The sequence below is a fragment of the Paenibacillus dauci genome (genome assembly GCF_000971985.1).
GTDB lineage: Bacteria > Bacillota > Bacilli > Paenibacillales > Paenibacillaceae > Saccharibacillus > Saccharibacillus dauci.
In genome coordinates, this window is the sequence record NZ_LAQQ01000001.1 from 1265079 (window position 1) to 1290695 (window position 25617).

General features: G+C 45.8%; 18 protein-coding genes, 2 pseudogenes and 1 riboswitch. Of the genes and pseudogenes, 9 read left to right on the forward strand and 11 right to left on the reverse strand.

Translation table 11 applies throughout. From position 1 onward, the window contains the following. The first annotated feature begins 291 nt into the window (after window positions 1-291). Window positions 292-1266 (forward strand): ring-cleaving dioxygenase, encoded by a 975-nt coding sequence (locus tag WH46_RS12800; RefSeq protein WP_046226917.1) that lies wholly within the window; start codon window positions 292-294, stop codon window positions 1264-1266. 225 nt (window positions 1267-1491) lie between these two features. On the opposite strand, the gene sdaAA is transcribed toward WH46_RS12800, so the two are convergent. From sdaAA to WH46_RS12815, 3 genes are all read right to left on the reverse strand, one after another. Then, window positions 1492-2385, reverse strand: coding sequence for an L-serine ammonia-lyase, iron-sulfur-dependent, subunit alpha (gene sdaAA / locus WH46_RS12805; RefSeq protein WP_017811894.1), 894 nt, complete (start codon window positions 2383-2385; stop codon window positions 1492-1494). Between the two features lie 19 nt (window positions 2386-2404). After that, the gene (gene sdaAB, locus WH46_RS12810) at window positions 2405-3070 is read right to left on the reverse strand and encodes an L-serine ammonia-lyase, iron-sulfur-dependent subunit beta (RefSeq protein ID WP_046226918.1); all 666 of its coding nucleotides are present in this window, start codon (window positions 3068-3070) and stop codon (window positions 2405-2407) included. 284 nt (window positions 3071-3354) lie between these two features. Continuing rightward, window positions 3355-3467: riboswitch (glycine riboswitch) on the reverse strand. A 159-nt stretch (window positions 3468-3626) separates the two neighbouring features. After that, on the reverse strand, window positions 3627-6410 hold the full coding sequence (locus tag WH46_RS12815) for a sensor histidine kinase (RefSeq protein ID WP_046226919.1): 2784 nt from the start codon (window positions 6408-6410) through the stop codon (window positions 3627-3629). A gap of 569 nt (window positions 6411-6979) precedes the next feature. On the opposite strand from WH46_RS12815, the gene WH46_RS12820 reads away from it, so the two are divergent. Next, a complete protein-coding gene (locus WH46_RS12820; RefSeq protein ID WP_017811897.1) occupies window positions 6980-7684 on the forward strand; it encodes a response regulator transcription factor in 705 nt (234 codons plus the stop codon). A gap of 46 nt (window positions 7685-7730) precedes the next feature. Beyond that, window positions 7731-8717 carry a DMT family transporter gene (locus tag WH46_RS12825; protein WP_046226920.1) on the forward strand — a complete coding sequence of 329 codons (987 nt, stop codon included), beginning with the start codon at window positions 7731-7733 and terminating at the stop codon, window positions 8715-8717. Between the two features lie 240 nt (window positions 8718-8957). Here WH46_RS12825 and WH46_RS12830 read toward each other — a convergent pair whose 3' ends face one another. Together WH46_RS12830 and WH46_RS12835 are read right to left on the reverse strand one after the other, a co-directional pair. After that, on the reverse strand, window positions 8958-11009 hold the full coding sequence (locus WH46_RS12830; protein WP_046226921.1) for an iron ABC transporter permease: 2052 nt from the start codon (window positions 11007-11009) through the stop codon (window positions 8958-8960). Between the two features lie 314 nt (window positions 11010-11323). Further along, entirely contained in the window at window positions 11324-11983 is a 660-nt protein-coding gene (locus WH46_RS12835; protein ID WP_046226922.1) for a restriction endonuclease, read from the reverse strand. 389 nt (window positions 11984-12372) lie between these two features. Between WH46_RS12835 and WH46_RS12840 the strand changes: the two genes are divergently transcribed. Beyond that, window positions 12373-13164 carry an SDR family oxidoreductase gene (locus WH46_RS12840; RefSeq protein ID WP_017811901.1) on the forward strand — a complete coding sequence of 264 codons (792 nt, stop codon included), beginning with the start codon at window positions 12373-12375 and terminating at the stop codon, window positions 13162-13164. Window positions 13165-13585: 421 nt separating this feature from the next. Then, complete coding sequence (locus tag WH46_RS12845; protein ID WP_046226923.1) at window positions 13586-14518, forward strand: sulfurtransferase; 933 nt, start codon at window positions 13586-13588, stop codon at window positions 14516-14518. Window positions 14519-14853: 335 nt separating this feature from the next. Here WH46_RS12845 and WH46_RS12850 read toward each other — a convergent pair whose 3' ends face one another. Then, window positions 14854-15690, reverse strand: a complete 837-nt coding sequence (locus WH46_RS12850; RefSeq protein ID WP_046226924.1) for a helix-turn-helix transcriptional regulator — start codon at window positions 15688-15690, stop codon at window positions 14854-14856. 114 nt (window positions 15691-15804) lie between these two features. Between WH46_RS12850 and WH46_RS12855 the strand changes: the two genes are divergently transcribed. Both WH46_RS12855 and WH46_RS24410 read left to right on the forward strand, forming a co-directional pair. Next, window positions 15805-16644 carry an NAD-dependent epimerase/dehydratase family protein gene (locus tag WH46_RS12855; protein WP_046226925.1) on the forward strand — a complete coding sequence of 280 codons (840 nt, stop codon included), beginning with the start codon at window positions 15805-15807 and terminating at the stop codon, window positions 16642-16644. A gap of 363 nt (window positions 16645-17007) precedes the next feature. After that, window positions 17008-17145 (forward strand): annotated as a pseudogene (locus WH46_RS24410) (sulfurtransferase); the annotation flags it as partial. 76 nt (window positions 17146-17221) lie between these two features. Here WH46_RS24410 and WH46_RS12860 read toward each other — a convergent pair. Then, the gene (locus WH46_RS12860) at window positions 17222-18697 is read right to left on the reverse strand and encodes a DHA2 family efflux MFS transporter permease subunit (RefSeq protein ID WP_046226926.1); all 1476 of its coding nucleotides are present in this window, start codon (window positions 18695-18697) and stop codon (window positions 17222-17224) included. A gap of 5 nt (window positions 18698-18702) precedes the next feature. Next, on the reverse strand, window positions 18703-19599 hold the full coding sequence (locus WH46_RS12865; protein WP_046226927.1) for an NAD-dependent epimerase/dehydratase family protein: 897 nt from the start codon (window positions 19597-19599) through the stop codon (window positions 18703-18705). Between the two features lie 486 nt (window positions 19600-20085). On the opposite strand from WH46_RS12865, the gene WH46_RS12870 reads away from it, so the two are divergent. Beyond that, the gene (locus WH46_RS12870; RefSeq protein ID WP_046226928.1) at window positions 20086-20595 is read left to right on the forward strand and encodes a MepB family protein; all 510 of its coding nucleotides are present in this window, start codon (window positions 20086-20088) and stop codon (window positions 20593-20595) included. A 310-nt stretch (window positions 20596-20905) separates the two neighbouring features. Next, window positions 20906-22120, forward strand: coding sequence for an FAD-dependent monooxygenase (locus WH46_RS12875; RefSeq protein ID WP_046226929.1), 1215 nt, complete (start codon window positions 20906-20908; stop codon window positions 22118-22120). A gap of 155 nt (window positions 22121-22275) precedes the next feature. Here the strand turns inward: WH46_RS12875 and WH46_RS12880 are convergent, their stop codons facing one another. The 3 genes and pseudogenes from WH46_RS12880 to WH46_RS12890 form a co-directional block, all read right to left on the reverse strand. Next, window positions 22276-22704: an NUDIX hydrolase gene (locus WH46_RS12880; RefSeq protein WP_046226930.1), complete on the reverse strand. Its 429-nt coding sequence runs from the start codon at window positions 22702-22704 to the stop codon at window positions 22276-22278. A 565-nt stretch (window positions 22705-23269) separates the two neighbouring features. Continuing rightward, on the reverse strand, window positions 23270-23827 hold the full coding sequence (locus tag WH46_RS12885; protein ID WP_052714216.1) for a hypothetical protein: 558 nt from the start codon (window positions 23825-23827) through the stop codon (window positions 23270-23272). Window positions 23828-24118: 291 nt separating this feature from the next. Next, a pseudogene (locus WH46_RS12890) lies at window positions 24119-25113 on the reverse strand (acyltransferase family protein). Window positions 25114-25617 lie beyond the last annotated feature (504 nt).

Sequence of the window (25617 nt, forward strand, 5' to 3'; positions counted from 1 at the left end):
CCTTTTGATATGGAGAAGCGTGTAAATCATCGAAAACTGAAAAACGAATCCAGCTTTTTTGGTTCTTCACGAATATCAGTTTTTTTCATCCTGTTTAATTATTCGGTGTTTGTTAAGCCCAGTAGTGCATATGAATTTTCTTTTTGCTCCCATAAATAAAGTCGCTATACTTTTCTCACAAAAATTCATCTGCCCTATTGCAATCTTCCAAACTCATGCTATAATTATCTTAACATTAAGATTTCAAATACAAAAACAATTTATATATACCATCTCAGGAGGATGATTATTATGGAACTGTTAGGTATTCACCACGTGTCAATCATGACGGGCAAAGCGGAAAAGAACTTTGAATTCTATACCAAAGTAATGGGAATGCGTCTTGTCAAAAAAGGGGTTAACCAGGATGATACTACTTCCTATCACCTCTTTTACGGAGATGGTGTTGCTTCTCCAGGCAGTGAGTTGACCTTCTTCGATCTGCCGGGCATTGGTCCTACGTATCAGGGTGTATCCAGCATTTCTGCATCTTCCCTGCGTGTAGCTGATACGGCTGCTCTGCAATACTGGTCCGACCGGTTTGACAGCCTCAATGTAACCCATGAAGAAATTAAATCTCGTGCTGGACGCGATACACTCGCTTTTCAGGATTTTGAAGGCACCCGTCTGATTCTGGTTGCTGACAACAATGAACAGGGCGTTGCTCCCGGACAAGCATGGTCTGGCTCGGATGTGCCCGTAGAGTATGGTATCCTCGGTCTGGGTCCGGTCACACTGACTGTAGCCAATCCCGAGAATACAGTACTGATTCTGACCGAAATACTTGGCTTCCGTCACGTCGGTTCCTATCCATCCCTGGCTGGTGAACAGCATGCCGATATTCAGGTCTATGCAACTGGTGAAGGCGGCGCTGGTGCCGAAGTGCATATCGAGACACGTCCGGAACTGCCATTTGCCCGACTTGGCCGTGGTGGTGTCCATCATGTAGCTTTCCGTGTACCCAATGAAGAGCAGTACAATGCCTGGTCGGAGAAACTATCCAAATTGGGCATCCCGAACTCCGGTAAAGTGGATCGTCACTACTTCCGTGCACTCTATTTCCGTGAACCAAACGGTATCCTGTTCGAACTGTCTACCGATACACCGGGATTTGATATTGATGAGTCGATGGATTCGCTTGGCGAAACGCTGTCTCTGCCTCCTTTCCTGGAACCACACCGTACAGAGATCGAAGCCAAACTTCGCCCTCTGGTACTGCAAGATTAATCATATAACCTACAAACCGCAGCCATCCCTGTTGATGACTGCGGTTTTTTTATTGATTTATACAAAAAAGGCAGCGCCCCCTTACAGGACGCTGCCTTATATATATCTTTGTTGTGTTTATCGTATAATACGATCCCTTTCATGATATAAAAAAGGATCTTCTATGACTACAATTGATAATACATGTATTGAATCTATACTTTTGCACAGTTCTCATTCAGCAAATTAATTGCCGTTATTCTGTCTGCGACGACGCAGCTCTTCTGTAATTTTGCGGCCGGTCGGTGTCTGGGCCAGACCACCGCGTGCGGTTTCGCGATGTTCACTCGGCATCGAACGCCCTACCTGTAGCATAACATCCACCACTTCATCCGAAGGAATTGCACTGCGTACGCCGGCCAGCGCCATATCGGCAGCTGCCAGTGCATTTACTGCTCCGAGACCGTTACGTACAATACACGGAATCTCTACCAGTCCGGCTACCGGATCACAGATCAGTCCCAGCGTATTTTTGAGAGCCAGACCGACAGCATGCATCGCCTGCTCCGGTGTACCCTGTCGCAGTTCAACGACTGCTCCTGCCGCCATACCAATCGCCGAGCCTACCTCAGCCTGACAGCCGCCCTCTGCGCCGGAGATGGACGAGTTGTTGGCAATAACATAGCCAATCGCTCCAGCGGCGAACAAACCCATCACCATCTGCTCATCGCTCCAGCCAAACCGTTCCTGTGTGCTTACAAATACACCAGGAATAATACCACAGGACCCTGCTGTCGGTGTCGCGATAATGCGACCCATCGAAGCATTTACTTCGGATACGGCGAGGGCATAGGACATCGCCCGCGTTGCATCGCTGCCAGATGCAGTTTCGCCATTATTCAGGTAATTGTATACCCGGCGTGCATCACCACCGGTTAATCCACTGCGAGACACTGTATCTTCCGTGATTCCTTTGTGTACGGCTTCTTTCATAATATGATAATAATCCGTCATCTGCTGAACGACTTCTTCGCGTGATACTCCGGTTTCCTTGACCTGCTCTTGCACCATCAGTTCTGCTATCGTTAGCGAACGTTCCTCGCACAGTCTGATAATATCTTTTAACGAACGGAATTGCATTCCGATTCACAACCTTCCATTAATCCAGATTAATAACTACCGCACGGGTGACATAAGGCAACTGCTCGATTCGATTGAGTACTGCCTGAACCGGGGCACTATCAAGTTCGATGACTGTCATTGCCTCACCACTGCGTGATTTGCGGTCCACGTCCATAAAGCCGATATTCAGCTCCGATTCGCTCAGGGTGCGCGTAATATCCGCCAGTACGCCTTTGCTGTCCTGATGCTCTACTGCCAGTGTAGGGTACTGACCGGACCCTCTGAGATCGAACCCATTCATTTCATGGATCTCGATATTGCCGCCTCCGATCGAAGCACCTGCCAGTTCGGCGGTATGTTCACCCTGCTTTAGCCGGATGCGTACAAAGTTCGGATGCGGATAATTACCGCTTCCTTTATCGAATTGAATCGTCATTCCCAGTTGATCAGCTTCCTCCGCTGCATCCGGCAGACGTGGATCATCCGGACTGTAGTCCAGCAATCCGCCCACCAGCGCCAGATCGGTACCATGCCCCCAGTACGTCTCTGCAAATGAACCGTATAGAATAATATCCGCATGTTCCGGACAAACGCCCAGCAGCTGTCTGGCTGCCCGGCCCAGACGTGCTGCTCCTGCCGTATGTGAACTGGATGGACCGACCATCGATGGACCGATAATATTGAATACATTTTTAAAACGCATTCTGATTCCTCTTTCCCGCATATGCGCCTGTGAATTGTTATTTTGAACAAGTTGTTTTTCGGCAGAGTGTGCTGCAGATATTCTCCGCCCTGCCGTCTGTCTCCGCTAAATATGAACATATTGCCATATCTGAATCAATTAACAACAAAAAAGGACAGAGCATGGCCTGCAAGGGCCTATTGCTCTGTCCTCGTTACCTGAGAGTTTGGACGGAATTGTCAGTATTGCCTACTGACATTGCTCCTGTCATACCCCTTGGGTGGCTTGCGCTCTCTCCAGAGTTGCGTCCGGCAGCGGTTCCTGGTACCTGAGAGATTGGCCGGGGGCTGGCATTCCCGCCGACTTGCTCCTTCGGTGGCGGATCACATACATCCGCAGACTCTCCCGCTATCTTCATTCGCAGTCTATTTTCATAGGGAAAACCCCTCTTTGGTTCTGCTCATTATCCTTGTCACCCCTAGCTTAATTCAGCGGGTATGACACTGTCAATTCCCCTGCCCAAAGTTACTTCGCGCTTGGATAAAATCATCCGCTTTCCGTTTCGCACAAACCTTTTTTAGAGGGAATCTTGGGATGGTGTATACTTCGGCAGTGTCAGTATAAATGTAGAGCCATGACCCGGATTGGAGAGTACCTGAAGCTGACCCTGATGATCATTTACAATAAGATTCGCGATATATAATCCCAGACCGGTGCCGCTTACTTTGCGGGAAGCAGCCGAATGCGAACGGAAAAATTTGCGGAACACATGCGGCTGATCCTGCTCCGGAATACCGATTCCGTAATCTTCAACTGCAATAACTACAGAATCTGCTTCCTCTTTGACACTGATATCAACAGCCATGCTGTCCGGTGAATACTTGAGCGCATTGCTGATCAGATTATGAATGACCTGAATCATACGGTGCTGATCACCCAAAATATACATTTCCTCACCATCACCATGTATATGAATGCGATGTCGTGAATGAATGTCCCATTGATAGCACACGGTCTGGACCAACTCACGTACCGGCAGACAGCTCATATGATATTCGATATGCCTTGCTTCGATGCGCTGACTGTCCAGAAAATCATCCAGCAGTCTGGACAACCGGTTCCCTTCCTGCTGGATCGTATGCATGAACTCCTGGCGCTTGGCAGCCGGCATATCCTCATACATGGTCAGCATCTCAATATAGCCCATAATCGCCGACAACGGCGTTCTCAGCTCGTGTGAGACAACGGTAATCAGCTCATCCTGCATCTGACGTACCCTTTTCTCTTCCGTACAATCACGGAAGACCAGTAGAAATCCATGCTTGATCTCTGCTATCGGATCGATCACCGGTGTAACGTAAAGCGACAGAATGCGATTGTTGTTCAAGCGGATCAGTTCGCCCTGCTCCCAGTGCTCCCCGCTGTTCATATAATGCTCCAGTCTGTCATTCAGGGAAAAGGTGCTACCTGTAAGCTGATCCATATGAATTAACAGCTCAGTGATGGGCCGTCCTGTATAATCATCCAGATCGAACCAGGTCTGCATAGTCGGATTAATAAAGGAAATCAGCTGTTGGGAATCACACATAATAACTCCTTCTTCAACAGACTGCAGCAGATTGCCTGTAATACTTTTCTGCTTTTCGGCAGCTCCCTGTTCTTCCAGCAATCGTTCACTGAGGAGTTGCAGCTGGCGCTCCTGCTCGGTGTGCTGCTGCTTTAGATGTTCCTCCTCTGTCAGATCATGCACAAAAAAGGTACGGAATGAATTGCCTTCCGCCAGCACTTTGCTGCGTGTGAGTTCTACCGGGAACAGGGTTCCGTCCAGACGAATCGCCTGTACCGCAATACAGCTCTCACCGTCATCTGCAGGTTCAAGCAGAATAATGTCCGACAAAGGACGACCTATGACATCGTCCTGTCTGCAGCGAAACATCTGCTCGGCAGCCGGATTGAACTCGGTAATCCGCAGCTGACTATCTGTCGAAATAATTCCATCAATAGCCATCTGCAGAATAGCGCTTTTTTGCGCTTCGCTCTCCGCCAGATCAAACGTACGCTCCACTACCCGTATTTCCAGCAATTCTTTATCCTTCTTGATCTGCAAATACTGATATTCCATCGTACTGACAACAGACTTGAAGTTCCGAATCAGCCTCCGTACTTCCAGAATATTCGTCTCCGGCCAGTGAAGAGCGCGGTTCTCTTTGATTTTGGACGGAATATTATTGGAAGCCTGTGCTAGCTGCATCAGCGGACGGTTTAGTTTGCGGCTGATCGGCCAGGCCAGAATAAGTGCCAAAATAACGACAAGTAGTATTTTTATAATACTGCATAGATAAAATGCATAATATGGGTTTAAATAAAAGTTAAGCGGCATAGTTAAGATGAGACGATATTGTTGCAACAATGGTACATTCATTACCAGATAAGACTCCTGCCATCGTTCCAGCTTGTACAGGGGCCTGTCAGGAAACTGCTGATACATGCTTCCGTGCATAGGCTGATGCTCCAGCAGCAGCGTCTGATATCCTGTATTTTCTGCAAACCGTTCTGCCATTGGTGCTTTCATCGTAGTATACAGCGTCTGGCCGGTATCATCGACCAGTAGCGAATCAATAGCAAAGTCCTTTTTGTAATCGATCATTAACAGCTGAATCCGGTCAGGGCGTACAAGCAAATTCTGCTGAATCTGCTGTATATAGAGCCGTGATGAACGAGTCATATATTCCGAGCCGTATCCCACTATATCTTCAAATTGCTGACGTCCGTTAACGAACATAACCAGCACAGAAGTCAGCACAACCGATGCCAGCAAATATTTGAAAATAATACGTCCCAGCGATATCGGATAAAAGGGCCGATGCCCAATCGCTATCCGGCTCAGCAGTGATTCCACAATAATGGAAGCTGCCAGTCCATTCATAATGCCATTTAGTACATTATTCATGGTCAACAGGCCAATCAACCGGCGATCGGTATGTTCCATTACGTACTGGTACACTATAAATAACAGAGGTAGTCCCACCAGTACCCAAAAAGCCGCATCCATTCTGAGCAGACTGCTTTTGGGGAATAGACGTGAGCCTATGCATACGAAGATTAATTCCAGCTCCATCACTATCAGCAGGAATCCATAATAGTCTGTCCACAGAAATGGAAGATTAATCAGTATCACTGCCGGGGCAGCAAACCTCAGTCCATATAATCTTAAAATGATCAGAGCAGCCGTACCGCCAAAAATAAATTGAAGAACAACCGATAAATCCAGCTTGAAGCAGTTTATTGCTATTCCCAAAATCGTCAGGACGCTGGTTCCCAACCAAGGATGTTTTAACCATTGAAGTAATTTGTAATTCATAACGAACGGTCCTTTCTCACGCGGACAGCAGCTTCACCCGAGAGACCGTCTGACTCCTAGTCATCGTACGTCTGAGTGCATGTATACCTGATTAAAAATTGCGAGTATGACATGATCTGTCTGTTACTTTTATCAGCATAAAATATTCCTTATCCACCATATCCGCTAACAATGGTACAATATATCCGTATTTGTCAGAAGGTTCGTTAGCGAAATCTGTATGTAAAGTATATTGCTGTCAACTTGTTTTATTATAACGTCAAGAGGCGGTTTGGAAAATAATTCATATTATGTTCAGATGTATAAAACTATAACCTCAGTAACTTTACTATCTTACATATTGAACAAAATTACCATGGGATCAACAAAATTTTTCTTCATTTAACCCATTAATCCATGATTCTGCAGAGCCTCCATACCAGGCTGCGAACCGGGCAGCTTGTACAATTGAACTTTTATACCGGTTTATTCGTATGTTCCTAAAGAATAGTTCACTTAAAACAGCTAATGGGCTTGATCGTCATGCATACTCATCAAGCTTATAATTTTCGCACAGGAGAGTGACTGGCATGCCCATCAAAGTTCTGCTTATTGAAGATGAGAAAAGTCTCGCCGATATGATTGCATTTTTCCTTCAGGAGGAAGGCTACCATACAGAGCTTATTCATGATGCCAAAGAGGCGATTGGCAAACTCAATGACTATCAGCCTGATATTATTGTGACGGATCTGATGCTGCCTGATCTGAGCGGCAGCGAATTGGTACAGCAGATTCGCAGACAATCGACGGTTCCCGTACTGATGATCTCTGCCAATACGATGCTGAATGAGCGTCTCAAAGCGCTCGATAACGGCGCAGACGATTTTCTCTGCAAACCATTCAGCCTCAAAGAGCTGGATGCACGAATCAAGGCGCTACTGCGTCGCAGTGGCCCACAGCGACTGCACGGCTATACAACTACAGCTGCTCCGGAGGCCACACAGACAGCTTCCAGAGTATCGGTAAATGATTACCGCCACAGTCTATTTGTAGAAAATCAGGAAGTTGAAGTGACACAGATTGAATTCGCGATTATGCGGGAGCTGTATCATTCCCCTGGCAAGGTATTCACCCGTAATGAACTAATGGACCGGATCAAAGGCGATGACCGCGCCTATCTGGAGCGCACGATTGATGTACATATTTCCAATCTGCGTAAAAAAATCGAACGGGACCCCAAAAACCCCGAGCATATTCTGACAGTATGGGGTACCGGTTACAAATATGTAATGTAAAAAGCAAATCAAGCTGTACTGGCAGCATAGGAGTAGGAGAACAGACATGAATCAATCTATCAAGACCCGTGAGCACTGGATTCCACTGGAAGTGCTTTACGTTATCGGTATTCTGGCTATTTCATTTTCATCCATCTTTATACGCTGGTCTGACGCGAATGTATCGGTAATCGCCATGTATCGGCTGTACTTTACCGACCTGCTGCTGCTGCCGCTGGCGATTCGTTATTACCGCGAACTGTTCCGTATTCCACCGAAAGTATGGTTGCTGCTGTTTGTCTCTGGACTGATGCTGGCACTGCATTTCCTGCTATGGATGGGATCGCTGCGGCTGACGACAGTCGCCAGCTCCACCGTTATTCTGACGCTGGAGCCTATTATGGTCGTGATCGGTTCCTATTTCCTGTTCAAGACCCGTACCAACCGCTATATGATTATTGGTATGGCCATGGCGGTGATCGGTTCCGTAGCGATCGGATTCGGTGATTTCCGGTTATCCGGGACGGCGCTGCAGGGAGATATGCTGTCCTTTTTCGGAACGATTGCAGTTGCTATTCATATGCTGATCAGCAAGCATATCCGCTCCTATATGGAGGCGCTTGTCTATAATTTCTGGGTGTTCTTTATGGCAGCAGGAGTACTTGCTATCTACAATCTGGTCAACCAGATTCCTTTTACCGGTTATGAAGCCAGGGACTGGGGCGTATTCTGGCTGCTGGCTCTGGTACCGACACTGTTCGGTCATTATCTGTTCAACTGGCTGCTCAAGTATATGAACGCCGGCGCCGTATCGATGGCCGTACTGGGCGAACCGGTCTTCTCATCCCTGCTGGCTTTTTGGCTGCTTGGAGAGGCATTGACCGGTATGCAGCTGGGAGCAGGTACACTGATCCTGATCGGTGTCTGGGTATTTATCCAGTTTGGCAAGGACAAAGAAGAATCCTTGGTACCGCCCGATATTATGGCTCCCGAAGGAGAGACTGCCGATCAGCAGCAGGAGAAATTGACACCCGCTTCCGGTAAAAACCACTAGTATTTTTATTGGAAATACAGCGCTAATTTCTATTAATTTTGTGATTCAATATATTGGATTGGTTAGCATTGAATTTCGCTGATCTGCTGCTCGTGTACTCCTAGAAAAACCAAAAAAGCTGTCCCTCATCTCCACGATGAACAGGGACAGCTTTTTTTGATAGATAATGTAGTCAACCCGGATAACCGGATCCATTCTCACCTTGCAGTCAATTCTCTATTTGATTCCACTCTTATCAGATTACTTTGTTGGACGATGCCAATTGGAACGGTACATCAGATACAGGAAGTACGGAGCACCGATCAGTGCAATCAGCAGACCCGAAGGAATCTCTGTCGGCGCAATGACTGTACGTCCGATCGTATCCGCCAGTACCAGCATGACTGCGCCTGTCAGCGCAGACAATAGCAGTGAACGGCGCATATGATGACCAGTCAGCAGACGCACCATATGCGGCGCAATCAGACCGATAAAACCGACTGTACCTACGCAGGCTACCGCACCTGCAGCCAGCAGAACGCCTGTCGCCATCGCCAGCAGGCGTGTTCGGCGTACCGATAATCCGAGTCCGGCAGCACTCTGATCATCAAACACGAGCAGTTCAAAGCGTCTTGCCATCCACCAGGCGACCGGAACAAGCAATACAAGGAAAATAGCTATCATCTTCACCTGATCCCAGGTACGGGCATAGGTACTGCCTGTCAACCAGATGTAACTGCTTCCTCCCCACAGCGTCCCTTGTACAATCAGAATCTGTATACCAGCTCCGGCAATTGCCGAGATTGCGATACCGAGTAGTACGACAGCCGATGGATTCAATCCCTTGTTCCACGAGAGGAAGAAAATAAAGGATGCCGCTGCTCCGGCGCCGACAATAGCAGCTACCGGAACGAAGTAAGCCGGCAAGGCAGGCCACAGGATCATAACCATCATCGCTGCCAGTCCTGCTCCCGAGGATACACCGACAATAGAGGCGTCAGCGAGCGGATTGCGCACGGACATCTGGATCAGCACACCACTGATGGCCAGCGCTGCACCTGCTCCTGCCGCCACCAGTGTACGCGGAATACGGAACTGCAGCAGTGCCGAATATAATCCGTCCGAGCTGAATAATGAAGGCAGCAGATCCCCCAGCGGGATGCGCAAACCACCAAACATCGTACTACCTACAATCAATATCACAGTCAGTATCGTAAAAATAATAGCCAGACGACCAAACGGCCAGCGCTGAACAGATGTGCCAGTACTCATCGAGGTAGCTCCCCCGACTCCATTGGCTGCTTTCATTTTGACCAGTACGAGCCAGATCAGCCACGGAGCACCGATCAAAGCCATCACTGCGCCTGTTGGCAGCTCCATATTGGAGTTATGCACCATTTTGGCGAGTACATCCGCTCCAATCAATAGCGCTGCTCCCCAGATGAATACACCCGGTAGCAGCCAGCGGTGGGAACGGATTCCACTCAAGCGAACCAGATGCGGTGCCACCAGACCCACAAAGCCGATCGGGCCGACCACACTGACGATAATAGCAGCCAGCAGCACAGCAATCAGCAGACCGCCTGCACGTGCTACACCGACCTTTTGTCCGAGCGATGACGCAGTTGATTCATCTAGATCCAGCACATCCCACTGTCTGGACAGCAGCAGTGCACCAATCGTAATAAATACCACCCATGGCCAGGCATAATGAACGCCGCTCCAATCGTTCTGGACCAGCGTACCCGAGCCCCACAGGAACAGTCCCTGCGTCTCCAGTGCAAAGAAAATATGCAGTGCGCTCGTAAATGACCCCAGCACCATGGAAATAATCATACCCGAGAGCGCGAGTCGTACCGGACTGGATGAACGACCTCCGCCCATTAGATAAGCTGCTCCCGCTGCGATCAATCCCCCCAATACTGCGAACAGAAAGGGAGAAGTATGCAACAAGTTCGGGAACATCACAGTACCTAATACCACGACAAAATAAGCACCTGCGTTAATCCCTAGCGTATCGGATGCAGCCAGTGGATTACGTGTAATTGTCTGCAGCAGTGCACCGGCAATCGCCAGCGCGCCGCCTGCCAAAATGCCGATCATCGTACGCGGCATCCGCAGATCCCAGATCATATTATGTTCCAGTGTGTCCTGTCGTCCGGTTAACGCTTCCATCACCGTATGCAGCGAAATGGCTGCTTCCCCATAACACAGACTTACGAAAAAAAGAATGACCAGCGCAGCCAGCCCGCCTCCATAAATACTAATAACACGCCATGGATATGCAGAGCCTGTCAATGAAACAGAGCTCATCGTATAATCACTCCAACCGTCTGAACGGTGTGCACTGTCAAATAAGAAGTGCGTTTATACTTATGTATGCTTGTTGCTATCACTATTTCCGTCCCCCTGTATAGGTATGCTTTATGTGGATAATGATAATGATTATCATTATGGATTATGAAGCTCTACCTTCTCTTTGTCAATGCAGATCCTTTACTTTCTATAGTAAATAAATGACTAAGCTATGGTAATGCCGTGTGATCCGTATTTATACGCTCCCTTGTTCATTGATTCCTTATTGATGATGCGACCCATCGTGCATACGCGAAAAAGCCGCGTTCCCGTCATGAACGGTTACGCAGCCATTTCTCTGCCTTGCGATCCCTCCCTGGAGAATGAAGAGGCTGATCCATATACTCAGCCCAGGGCGACAATTCAGTATAGGCTTCTGCCTCGATACGATCCATTGCATCCTCATAATGCCCGGACTTGAAGTCCTCGATCAGCTCTATCAGATCTTCCCGATTCAGGAGCTTAACTCCGTTTACCCCGGCGAGTGTCTCGCAGGCTGCCGTGAATCGTGCTGCAGAGGTCAGCACAATCGAACGTTTGGCTTGGTAATATCGCATGGAACCATACACTTCCTGAACCGCATCCAGACTAATCGCACTGCTTTCCTGATAACGCTTGGCCTGCAGCACGTTACGTACTCCCAGACGATCCGTGAAGACCAGATCCGCACCAAAATCGCTGCTGTCTTTGGTCTTATATGTATCTTCGTAACCCAATTCGCTGAACAGACGGTACAGATACCGCTCAAACTCTGCGCCCTCCATCTGATCAATATCCTGGATGGTAATCCGTTTTGGATCGAGTTGTTCCCGCCGAATACGTGCACTCCGCCGCTTTAGTCCCCGGATTAGTAGTATAAGTATGACTACAATAACAACTGCTGTCAGTCCATACATCCAGAGCGGTTGCCCTATCCACAAATCATCTGTCATCTTCTGGTTGTCCTCTCTTTGTTCTCGTTCCTTGGTTCCTTATCACTTGCATCTCGCAGTAACTATACCAGATAGACTTGAGATGCGGAAGCAGAAGCCTGTCCGATTATGGGTGCAGGGTTGTTCACCTGATTCTGCTTGCTGCTTATTTCTCTGGATGCCTTACTGTTGAGCGATTTCCTGCTCGCTACATTACTACGTTTATATCCGTCGCTATACCCCATCTGGCAATGACATCATACGACTCCAGAACGGCTTTACAACTGTTATGGATTATTGCCTATATGCACTTTCCCATTATTTACCGCTGGTTGACTGCCGATGAGTCCGGGTAAATGCAATATTAGTGACATGTACGAAATCATTTTAAATTCAAGGAGGACAATTATATGCTGGGCAAAAAAACAATTTTTATTACAGGTGCAGGCAGTGGACTGGGCAAAGGTGCCGCTATTGGTCTCGCCCAAAAAGGACATAAAGTCATCGCTACCGTCGAAACAATCTCTCAGGTTCCCCCTCTGCAGGACTATGCCAAAGAACAGGGACTGAATATTGAAGTGTTCAAGCTGGATGTCAACAATCCACTGGATCGAGCACAGCTGGAGAAATACGATATCGACGTATTTGTTGCCAATGCAGCGATTGGTCAAGGCGGCCCGCTGGCTGAACTGCCGGTCGAGAACCTGCGCCAGATTTTCGATACCAATGTATTTAATTCCCTGGAGCTGGTACAGATCGCAGCGCGTCAATTTGTCGCCAAGAAAAAAGGTAAAATCATCTTTATCAGCTCGATTGCCGGACTGAGCGTAACACCATATCTCGGTCCTTACTGCGCATCCAAGCATGCAGTTGAAGCGATCGCTCAGGCGCTCAAAGATGAACTGGCCGAATTCGGTGTACAGGTCGCTACAATCAACCCGGGTCCTTTCAAAACCGGCTTCAACGATATGATGTTCGCCGAGAAAGAAAAATGGTACGACGAGAAAACTAACTTCACCAAACGCTCCGACATGATGAAAGGTGAAAAGATGCTCGCCCAACAGTTCGATCCGCAGGATATGATCGACAAAATGGTCGAAATCATCGACGCCAAGCATCATGCGTTCCGCAATGTCTATCCGGAAGCTTCCGAACAGCAGGTCAAGGAGTATCAGGCCAAGCTGTGGGAAGAACAGGTCTAAAGTATAATAGGATTCAATCCATGTTATCCAAAGTGTAGATCAAGGCTAGCATAGAAGTGTTAAAGCAGTGCAGCAGCATTGAGGTAGTATAACAGCCTTGAGGTGGTATAGCAGCACTGTGCTGCTTGAAGTATATTTTAAAATAGTATTGGATTGCATACAGGAAAGCCCACTATATAGTGGGCTTTTTATGTAGAGCAGCTCTTTTGTTCTCTAATAATCTTTATTTTCTAAATAATCTGCTATCACATTTTCTTTTCTGCTCTTGCCAAATAGGATAAATGATTATTTCTATTATCCAGCTAGTAATACAGTGTAAAATAGAGACAGATTGGAAGTAGTACTCCTTGCTTCCCTCTAGGTTACTAAGCTTATCCAACTCGAAATCTATCTAATCCTGTACATGGAAGGAGCACAACACATGCAAAATACCGTATCTATCAAATGGCTGCTCGCCCGGATGTTCGAACCGGATCTGGTTATCGCCGACTGCCGCTTCTGGCTGAACGATCCACTAGCTGGACGCCAAAAATATGCCGAATCTCATATTCCGCGAGCAATCTATCTTGATCTGGAGGAAGACCTCTCCTCCCCCGTCAGCACTCACGGCGGCCGTCATCCATTGCCGGAGCCGGAACAAATGGCGCGCATTTTCGGTCGTGCTGGGCTGAGCCAGGATGACCGGATTGTAATCTACGATGATAACAACGGCATGAATGCATCCCGCTTGTGGTGGATGCTGACGTATCTGGGACACAATCAGGTGTACATACTGGAGCAGGATTTCAGCGCCTGGAAGCAGGCAGGCTATCCGGTGACCGATGAGCAGCCGGTAGTCGTACCGAAAATATTCGAAGCGCGTCCACAGGGAGACATGGTAGTGGATGTCGATTATGTACGTCAGGTGTCAGAGCGCCTATTGGGATCGGGCCGTGCCAATGCCGGGCAAGCTGATAGTATTAATCATACGGCGGCTGATCATACCAGCAGCAGTCACGAAGCAGACTCCACTGTACATCTAGTACTGATCGACTCGCGCGCCCATAACCGCTATCTGGGACTGGAAGAACATTTGGACAAAAAAGCTGGTCATATTCCCGGCGCAGTCAACTTTTTTTGGCAGGATGTACTGACCGAAGCAGGAAGCCTGAAATCTGCCGAACAGCTGGAAGAGCAATTTGCCGGGCTGGATAAAGAAGCTGAGATTATCGTGTACTGCGGTTCTGGTGTATCTGCTTGTCCGAATGTGTTTGCTTTAAGACAGATTGGATTTGAGAATGTGAAACTGTATCCGGGGAGCTGGAGTGACTGGATTAGCTATGAGGAGAATCCGGTGGCTACTGGAGAAGAGTAAAAAGATAGACGACAATAAATAAAACAGACCTTTATGATCTTATGTGATCTGTAAAGGTCTGTTTGATATCCCCCTATTTCCACCTCATTATAATTCTTCTTTCTAATACTTTTCGATCGCTTACATTCCGCATTGTTTTTAACAGCAAGTCTGCTTATTTTTAACTAGATTTAATTGATTATTATGAATAAATGGTATTGGCTTTGCGTAAAGCCTTTGTAGTGAACGAGCACTCTAGCACTGCAACCAACATTGCCACGGGATGACTCTTAATACAACCAGTATATAGGCATTACAATAAAGTCATCATAAAGAAAATGTCGACTTCAATTAGCTTATGCATATTGCTGCGCACTCATCACCTGTTGCAAACGTATAGCTGTATCTTCTGAAGCTGTATAGATCATAATTTTCCAATCTGGATGATTCGGTGGTTGTAATGTAACATGTTCAAAATCCATATGTCCGAGTACTGGTGTATACCATTCCTTATGACAATTGGTCATCACCTGTACATCATGTTTAGGCCATGTTTCACGAAACAATAAGTTCTTTTGCATCAATTCTTCAATCAGCTCTTTGAACTTGTGATCATTGGGAAAATAGGCGTAGTCTGCGCGAAAGCGTGCAATCAAAATTTGCATTTTTTCTTCCCAATCGGTTGTATCCAACTTTAACTTACTATCTATCAGCAAATGCTTGATCCAATTTATCTTCTCGTTTCGAGGATTGGTATATGAAGGTAATCCAAAAACCAACTCTGCGGCTTTGTTCCACAATAATATATCCCAACTTCTTCCAAGGATAACTGCTGGATTCGGTTCAAGCGATTGAATCATTCGTACCAAACCTATCTCTATCTGGTCTTCTTCTGTATTTTCAAATGGAACAGGCTTGGCTAGCAAATGAAGATGACGACATTCGCTCTCAGTCAATTGCAGTGCTCTAGCGATATGGTTAAGCACATCTTCTGATGGCTGTACATCTCTTCCTTGTTCCAAAGAGCTATACCAGGATACACCAATATGAGCCATTTGTGCGACTTCTTCTCTCCGAAGACCGGGAGTTCGTCGTCTTCCGTAAGATACGATTCCTGCTTCTTCTGGAGTAAGCCTTTCCCGACGTGAGCGCAGAAATTCGCCTAATGACATATCTGAAGACATCTTTTGCATCGATCCTACCTCCTTATCCTGACACTCTTTATCATACGATAAATACAGGAAGGAAACTATACTGCTCTTCAATCATAATAAGGGTGTAGCAAGAAAAAAGAGGAGGTTTGAAAAATGAAGATGTTTGTAACAGGCTCTACCGGTAAAGTAGGCAGTCGATTGATTCCACGTATTTTACAGCAAGGTCATCATGTCAAAATACTGGTGCGAGATGCGACTAAAGTCAAAAAGCTTCAACAGCAAGGAGTAGAAATCGTAGAAGGCGATCTTTTATACCCTGAATCTTATAAAGATGCTCTTCGAGGTACAGATGTTGTTATTCATTTAGCCGCTCAATTCCGTGGGGTGGATGAACATACAACCAAAATCACCAACTTGGATGGTAGTCTAGCATTAGCTCAGACGGTACTTCAAATCGGCGTCCCCCGATTTGTATTTGCCAGCACCAGTAATGTATATGGTAATGGGCACACACGACCCAACCGTGAAGACGATGAGTTACGAGCTACAGATGCTTATCCAGTATCCAAAATAGAAGCTGAAAAAGAACTACTCACCCTTCATCATGAACAAGGATTAGGACTTCGTATTGTAAGGCTGCCTTTCGTGTATGGCGATAACGATCCCCATATCGAAGAAATCATTCCCTTTTTGCGTGATTGGAATCCAGCCAAACGAATGCATATGGGTCATCATGTAGATGTCGCTCAAGGCTTAATGCTAGCTGCAACCTCATCAGGTATAGATGGACAAATTTATAATGTTGCTGATGATGCCCCTATTTCTGTTGCGGAGTTGCTTGAACTTTATAATATTGTAATTCCTGCAGAAGCATCGCAACAGGAGTTTGATCCATGGGATATGATTATGGACACTACTCGAATTAGAAAAGAACTACACTATCGTCCGATCTACCCCTCCTTTTATACAGCAAAAGATGCAGATGCACTTTAATATAACCAAAAAGAACCGTCCTATTTTCTTGGACGGTTCTTTTTTAATGTGTAGCATTTTCTATATTATACATTAATTAAATATGAGGTTTTCGCTATGTAATGTGGTTAGAGGTCCATTCACTTTTCTTTAAAAAACTCACTTTGAATTGAATATAGGCTCATTATTCAGCTAAAGCTTATTCGTTTTACACTTTGGCTAATCGACTCATAAATGTACAGAGTTGCTTCTTGTTTCGAATAATCACAACTTCTGTATGTTCATGTACTGTTTCAATTTTTCTAATATTCTCACTCTATTTCTTTTTGATAATTCCATACCTATTTGATACATCCAATATCCATTTTTTACTGAGAGTCTTTAGGTTCTGGAGTCTCTACTTGTCCGAATATTTCGGCTTTGAAAGGATCTAGATATACGAATGTGAAATTGTATAGTGGTAGCTGGAGTGACTGGATCAGTTACGAGAATAATCCGGTGGCGACAGGGGAAGAAGTGTGAGATTGGTTGGAATAGAGAAGCCCGCGGTCACGGTAGACGCGGGCTTTTTTGCGAAGAGCTGCTCGATATCCCAAAATCAGTCGATCTTCCGCTCGGCTTCCTCTTCTCGACGATCGGAGAGTAGTGCCTCGCCTCTGGACGTTTCTTCTACAGAAGGTCTGGACGAGCGCATAAAGAAGGAATAAACGGCTCCTGCTCCGGCCACGGCCGTAAGAATCCAGAATACGGCGCGAATACCCGGCAGCGTATTCGCCGGGAAAGGCAACGAACTTTGCGCAGCGAACGGAGTGAGCACGGCGGCCAGCACGACTCCGCTCAGCGCACCGCTGAAAGCGCGGATCATAATCATCATCGGCGAAGCATGCTTGATTAGACTGGGCGGTATGGTTGCCATCGCGTAGGCCGTAACCGGCGACATGATAAAACCGACGCTGACCATAAAAACGGCAAACAACAAAACGAGCAGGAAGATCGGAGTGGCGGGTCCAATCAGCAGCGCGAACAGCAGCAGAGCGGCCGTCATGCTAAGCAGCGCAAACCGGATCAGCCGGGTTGCACCAAAGCGATCGTACAGCCGCCCCGAGACAAAGCCGGAAATGCCCATCAGCAGCGCTCCCGGGAGCAAGGTCAGCCCGGATTCCCTCGGCGTCATGCCGCGAACGTTCTGCGCATATAGCGGCAGAAAGATTTCGACGCCGATCATGGCGAAAAATAAAGCGATGCTGATGAGCGTCGTCTGCGTGAATATCCGATTCCGGAACAGCCGCATATCCAGAAAAGGCTCAGGTAGTCTCAACTGGCGCATGACGAATATGGCAACTAGCACGATTCCGGCAAGCAGTACGGCCCAGGCGGTAAGCGTATTTCCCTGCCGTCCAACCGAATTTAACCCGTACAGCACACTGGAGAACCCCGCCGATGAATAAAGCAGAGAACGTAGATCCAGCTTCGCCGGACTTCGTTCACCCACATTTTTCAAACTGACAAAAGACAGCGCGAGATTAAGAACGGCAACGGGCAGCATCGCATAAAACAGCATTCTCCACGAATGATCTTCCACTATGATTCCCGACAAGACGGGACCGAGCGCGGGAGCAAGGCCCATCACGATCCCGACCGTGCCCATCGCCGCACCGATCTTTTCTCGGGGGAATACGCGGAGAATCGTCGTCTGGAACAGCGGCATGAGCAGGCCCGCTCCGATGCCCTGCACCAGGCGTCCGATCAGCAGGAGCGAGTAACCGGAAGAAACGGTGGCGATCAGCAAACCGGTCAGGAAAGCGCCTGCGGAAGCGAAGAATAAAGCCCGCGTCGAGAAGCGCCCGAGCAGAAATCCGGCGGCTGGCACGACGATTCCGCTGGTCAGCAGATATAGAGTAACCAGCCACTGCGCCTGGTTTTCTAGAATGCCCAGATCGCTCATCATGCGAGGCAATGCCGTATTCAACATGGTTTGCATCAACTGAGCCAGGAAGTTTGCGGCGATCAAAGAAGAAACGATCCAACCCGGCCGGGCGAACGTGGCGGGGGAAATCGATTTTACAAGGGTCATAACGATCAGCTCCTCCGATAAATATGGGAGATCCAGGACTGAATGGATTCTCCGGCTGGCCGCCAGCCCAGAGTTTCCCGTGCCACAACCGAACGCACCCGGGAATTGGAAGCAAGCGTATACTGCGCGATCGGTCCGAATTCCGCCACTGCTTCGTCCAGCGGCCATGAAGCCGTTCGGCCTTCGTAACCAAGAGCCTCGCTTACATAACGGGCCAGATCCTTGAACGATTCTTCTCCGTTCTCGGCAAACAGATAAGATCCAGCCGGCGCTTTTTCAAGCGCGAGCAGATACAGCCGGGCTAGATCGTCGATATGAACGTTGGACCAGCGGTTGAGTCCCTGACCGATATAGACACCTGTGCTTTTTTCTTTTGATTTGCGAACAATGACAGGCAATTGTACACTTTCGGCGGGAAGACCAAGCGATGTTCCGTATACCATGGACGGGACAATAACGATTCCGCGCACGCCCTCTTCCTCACCGGCTTTGCGTACCTGTTCGTTGATGCGGATATGTTCCAGATCCCGGTTCAGCGTCGTCGTTTCCTGATAGATGTGTTCCGCTTCGTACTCTCCCCGCGCATCGTCGCCAACGATTCCGGAACCGGAGGTATGGATCAGCGCTTTATCCGTTCCACGCAGAGCACGCACGAACGCCTCCACCGAAGATCGATGACCGGCATCCGCCGTATGAACGACCGCATCGCTCATCCGAGCGTATTTGATTAAAAGAGATTCATCTTCCAGCGAACCCAATACAGGTTCCACTCCCAATTGTTTTAACGCGTTGAAGCTTTCTTCTTTCCGCGTCAAGCCGTAAATCGAATGTCCCGCTTCCAGTAATACTTTTGCTACAGAGCTTCCAATATATCCGGTGACTCCTGTCATGAAAATATGCATAATTTTTCCCCTTTTTTATTAAAGACAAAGAAGATCTCTTATATCCTTAATTAGAATAAAAAATATTAATCTGCTCGATCTCGATACGATAAGTCACGTAAGCCAAGAAATACATAAATCTCGCTTCTATTAAAGACTTAACGTATCTATAATATCTTCTAATATTTAAAAAGTCAAACGCTAAAGCCGCACTCTCTCTCCATCATACACCTCGGAAACTCCAACTTCACTGTACCTGCAGAGATATGCTTTCAGCGAATAGCGACAACTGGAGTGAAGTGGATTAGTTATGAGGAGAACCCGATTGCGACTGGTAAAGATGTATAAAATAATTTAAAGCAGTAAAGCTCGTGAAAATATAGTTTTTCTATAAGTGATGAAAAACCATGGCCCTTTCATTGATGTGCTAAAATAGACTTGGTTTGCACTGCATTAAAATAGAATACCTACAAAATTAGTAACTATAGCCGGGAGACTAAACCTATTATGAGTATTTTTCAACAGACGCTGACTCATATCCAAGAAGTGGTATACATACCAGCAGGCTGGCATATCGATCACTTGCATGAAGAAAAGCAGAATGCGGAATATGGAGCAGGCATATTTCAGCTTCACCAACGATCAGATACATCTCTGTCAGTGCGATTCAGAGTCGCAAAAACCACACCTACCAAAGCAGGACAATTCGTTGTATTTTGGCAAAAAAATGCCGAGAAACAAAATCAGCCTTTTACTTATGAAGAATCAGCCGACCTGCTGGTTATTCATGTGATCCATCCTGCAACGGGTGAAAATGGTCAGTTTGTTTTCCCCAAAGATGTACTCAAAAAACATGGCATTTTATCAACCGCTGACAATAAAGGGAAGATGGCTATGCGCGTATATCCAAGTTGGGATGAAGTAACCAGTAAACAAGCAATTGCCACACAGAAATGGCAATTGCCCTATTTTGCGAAATTAGACACTGAAAAACTGACCAAACTGTATACGTCATAATACGTACTTTATAACTTCTATCGAAAAGAAATAGACTATAATAATGAAGAAACAGTGTACCCCTACAAATCATTATGGTCTGAACAAATGTGTTGTTGATGTATAAGTATACACAAACGCCAAACTACCTCTCTCTTCTCGCCGATTCATCCTGCTCGTTTCAACCTCTATTTACAGGGTAAGGAACATCTAACTACATCTTTTCACTGTTTGCCAAGTGTTAGATGTGGTTTTTTAATGCTCTTTCTTCCTGCTTCCCTGCTCTATTTTATTTATAAACACATACGCAAATGCCGAGAGGAGCAACATAATGACAGTTCAAAAGGCACTTATTTCAGGTGCAAGTATTGCCGGTCTCAGCACTGCTTTCTGGCTGGGCAAGGCAGGCTGGGAAGTTACAATTATTGAACGTGCAAGCGTCTTCCGTGAGGGTGGACAGAATGTTGATGTACGCGGAGTGGCGCGTGAGCTTCTTCAAAAAATGGGCATCGAAGAACAGGTACGCAAGCAGACTACCACCGAAGAAGGGACTGCATTTGTCAACGACAAAGGACAGGTGATAGGCGCTTTCCCTGTAGAGGATTCAGATGGGCTCACCGCTGAAATCGAGATTCTGCGAGGCGATCTGGCGCGTATTATTCTGGATGCATTGCCGCCAGGTATTTCGGTTCGTTATGGAGAATGGATTGAACAAGTGAACGATCAGCATGAATATGTCGAGATCGAACTGCACTCCGGCAGCAAAGAAAGATACGACCTGCTCATTATCGCAGAAGGCGTCCGGTCGAGAACAAGGGATAAGGTATTCGGAGATCGTGTCTCCCGCAATGAACTGGGATTGAATATGATCTATGGAACGATTGAAAAGCAAGATGGAGATGACCGCTGGTGGCGTTGGTATAATGCTGCAGGTAGGCGCCAAATTTCGATTCGTCCGGATAATAAGGGAACGATGCGGGCAACGCTGGCCTTCAAAGATCGAGAGCGCAATCTGGCAGACATTCCTTCCGATCAGGCTCGTGCTGAACTGCCAGATATTTTCATCGGAGCCGGCTGGCAGGACGAACGCGTAGTTAGCGGATTTGCTACCTCGAAGGATGTTTACTTTGATTATCTTACACAGATTATGATGCCGACCTGGTCGGAAGGCAGAGTGTGTGTCACTGGCGATGCAGCATGGTGTGTCACCCCTATAGGCGGAGGAGGTTCATCGCTGGCATTGATTGGCGGATATGTTCTTGCAGCCTTTCTGTCTCAGTCCGAGTCCAACCAACCAGAAAGCCTAAACAGTTGTCTAAGCAAGTATGAGCAGTGGATGCGTCCCATGGTAGATAAAGCCCAGAAACTGCCTCCAGGCGCTCCAGATCTATTTTTCCCCCAAAGCAAAGCCGGCGTAGGCACCATACAGACCATTTTGCGGATTGCCAGTTTTGGCCCTTTACGCAAATTGTTTGCTCATATTGGTCATGTCGCCGACAGTAAGCAGCAGCTTCCTGATATTCGAGTGACTCAGACTACATCTTAAGCGACTATCTATGTGAGCAGATTAATCTTTATAATACGAATGTTGATTTACTCAAAAAAACAGCTGCACGGCCAGAGAATCATGATCTGGCCGTGCAGCTGTTTAACCAAAATCTTTTTCAAATACACTTCCTTACTCATCTATTATCTACTCATCTACTTCTCGCCTTCATTAAAATAGATGGCGCTTTGACTGCCTATCATCTTTCGCAATCCACCTTGATAATAAGGCATTAATTGCTCCGCTTCCTCCAGATCGACCCAGGCTAACTCGGCGATCTCATCCGGTCTGATGATTTGTTCGTCACCACCGCATGTTTCAGCTTTAAACGTAATAAATAACACATGCTCCTGCTTGGCGGAAAATACACATTCATTTATAGCTACTATGCCATGAATAGTAACATCCAGTCCGGTTTCTTCCTTGGCTTCTCTAATCGCTGCCTGCTCCAGGGATTCTCCCTCTTCTACAGCTCCACCCGGAAGAGACCACCGATCACCTGCTTCATCGATATTTTTCACCATCAGCACTTTGGAATGGGCAGGATCGGTAATCAGGCAATAGGCTACATCGACTCTTCTCATTATTTTCAATCTCCTTTCCAGTAGGAAATCACATCGCTTGCTCTCCTAGTTATGTAGCCTACGCATCATTTACTACTTTGCGCATGTTTATACAGCTTCTCCAGCCAAATTCTATAAGCGATGCTCACTATTTTCCAGTACTATAGTTCCTTTTGGCATATTCTTTCCACCGTAAATCGTTATAATATAGTCTCCAGATGGAACTTTCGGTACGTTATCATTATTTACAAAGACTTCAGTTGTGCCTGGAGCATCCAGCAAGAAGCATAATTGACAAAGTAGTAATACCTACTGTTTTTATGAATCGATTGATCATTTCATCCACCTTTCTTCTTCTCTGTTTTTGACACTTTAACAATATACCATTATATGGATGTCGCATGCTAATACAAGCACCAAGAGAACAAAGACGGTGCAGGACAATACATAGCATTGGTAAACATAAAAAAGAAGAAACCTGCTGTAAGCACAGGTTTCTTCTTTTGGATTGAACACTGTCGATTTTGGAAATGCAATTCTATTTGCAGATACCACACGATGTTCCAAAGTTCTCGCCTCTAGATACTCACTTGGCTTGCGGAGCATAGCGGGTAACGTCTACCGCTACATGCTCAAGTTTCGTTTTGCTTAATGAATGAGCAGGTGCATAGATGGTAACAAAGCGGTCTTTTAGAGGGAAAGTCAGCATATCGGTACCGTTTACTTTATACCATTTGCCTTTTACATTATTGGAATCTGGAAGTGTAACTACCGTGCCTTTGTAGCTGTAGGAATCATCACGCGGAGATACGGACACTCTCATATATTTGAAAATGAAGGTCACACTATCGCCACCAACGCCTACTTTTTTGAAAGCATCACCGGTGATCATACGTGAAGGTACATACGGTGTCTCGAATCCGTCAAAGGCAGCAAAAGCTTTGACAATTTGTTTGTACTGAGCAGCGGTGTAGGGAACGTCGCTCAGGGAGAAATTCATTTTCTGCGAAGATGAAGCAGAGCTTGTAGCGGCGGCTGTTGATTTGCTGGTCGTGCTGGCCGCCGAGACGGTCGGAGTAGATACGGTTCCTGTCAAAAGTACGCCTGCGGCGAGAGAAGCTGCTATCCATTGTGGGTAACGCATAATTCATCCATCTCCTTCGTATATGTGTTTTCTTGGTATGTGCTTATCTTACCCACCAAATGTATCGATCCTGGAACCGAATTGTATCCAACTTGTAAATTTGTTTAATAAATATGAATATCTATCTTAATATATTAATTCAATTGCATATTTTATAGAAAATAAACAGAGACGAATGTAATGATCGTATCCTAGCTATATGTAGAATTATAAAACGATAGTATGATTTCTTGCTTATAGTGTTTTAAATTCTATAGTTGGTTAGCAGATATTATCTTAGTTTATTAACTTTTATTGTGTTTTTTCTTGTATAGGTAGTTGAGACGCTGCCATTTTTTTATCGAACTTCCAAGCCAGCTTTAATGCACCTTGATCAATATATTTCATGTAATAATGAGATAGAATAAATAAAGGAAGTATAGATGTCATAAACGTAATAGCATATGCTAGGTTATAACTGAAGTTATGAATTAATTGACTAAACAAAAATGCAGAGAACGTATTTATGAAAGTAAAATGAATAAGGTACAAAGAAAATGAAATTTTACCTAAGTAAGCAAACGGCTTCGATCCAAATATATGCTGTAGAAATCTTGAGCGAAGCAGAGTAAATAAAATCATAGTGGCACCCAAAGTTCGTGATAACTGCCTTGGATCGATATTAAATTGAAACCAGTGATTAATAATTTTCGTGCCTATTTCTATAGGTTCATATATAGTTCCGCCTAAAGAGGTATAAGGAGCCGAACCCAAATATATTCCAATTAATAAAGTACATATTCTTATTGTTTTAGTGTTGTTCCATTTGTATTTCAACAGATCAGCTAATAGCATTCCCCATAAAAAGGCGATAAAATAAGTTTGAATTAAAGCAATGGATAAAATAGCATACGCTATCCATCTTCGCCTTAATCGCCCAAATAAAGCCAGGAATCCAAAAATCAAAAATGAACCTGATAATTCATAACTCATAGTCCATAGTACAGGATTATAAGGAGAAGCATCAAAATAGAAAAACGGATCAAAAATAGCTGCTTTAATTTTACACTAAGCACATAACCACTCAGTACAAAAAACAAGCAAACAGCAAATTGTCTATTATAAAATAAATTAAGGGGCGAATACCCATATAAAGTATCCCATTGAAAATGAGCTTGCTGTGAATTTCCGTTTAATGCAGCCGGATAAAATACTTGTATGTAATGTGAAATCACTACAGATAGTGCTGCTACACCTCTCGCACCATCTAAATAAAACAACTTTTTTTCAGGTACTTCTTTATTCATTATTCTTTTTATCCCTTCCTTTTTTTAGTAAAATTACTATACCATGCTATACTGTTCAATAAAAGTTTCACATCAACCTCTACATTGTATACAAATATAATGCACATAATAATTTAGATCAGGCATAAGATCATTAAACTGCAACGGATCAGCAACTCAACTGTTCTTGTCGGCACACTGATGGAAGACTTTACGCAAAAGCGGCAAAGAAATGACCAGGAACAGATAACATAAATACCAGACTCAGAACCACAGCAGCTGTCGACAGATTGCGAATCCACCATTTGAAGTTTTCATGATTTCCCCTCTCGTCGTTCTGATTCAATACATATTTCAGATTCAGCCTTCGGTTGGATCTTCTCTATTTACTCATTCTATCGTCGCTAGGCTTCTCCAGCCCATTCAATCAATAAATCAAACCAACAATATACCATTATTAATGATATAGAGATACCTAAATTCATTTTCGCTGTATCTTTTTGTGCTCGACTTGACGTTGCTATC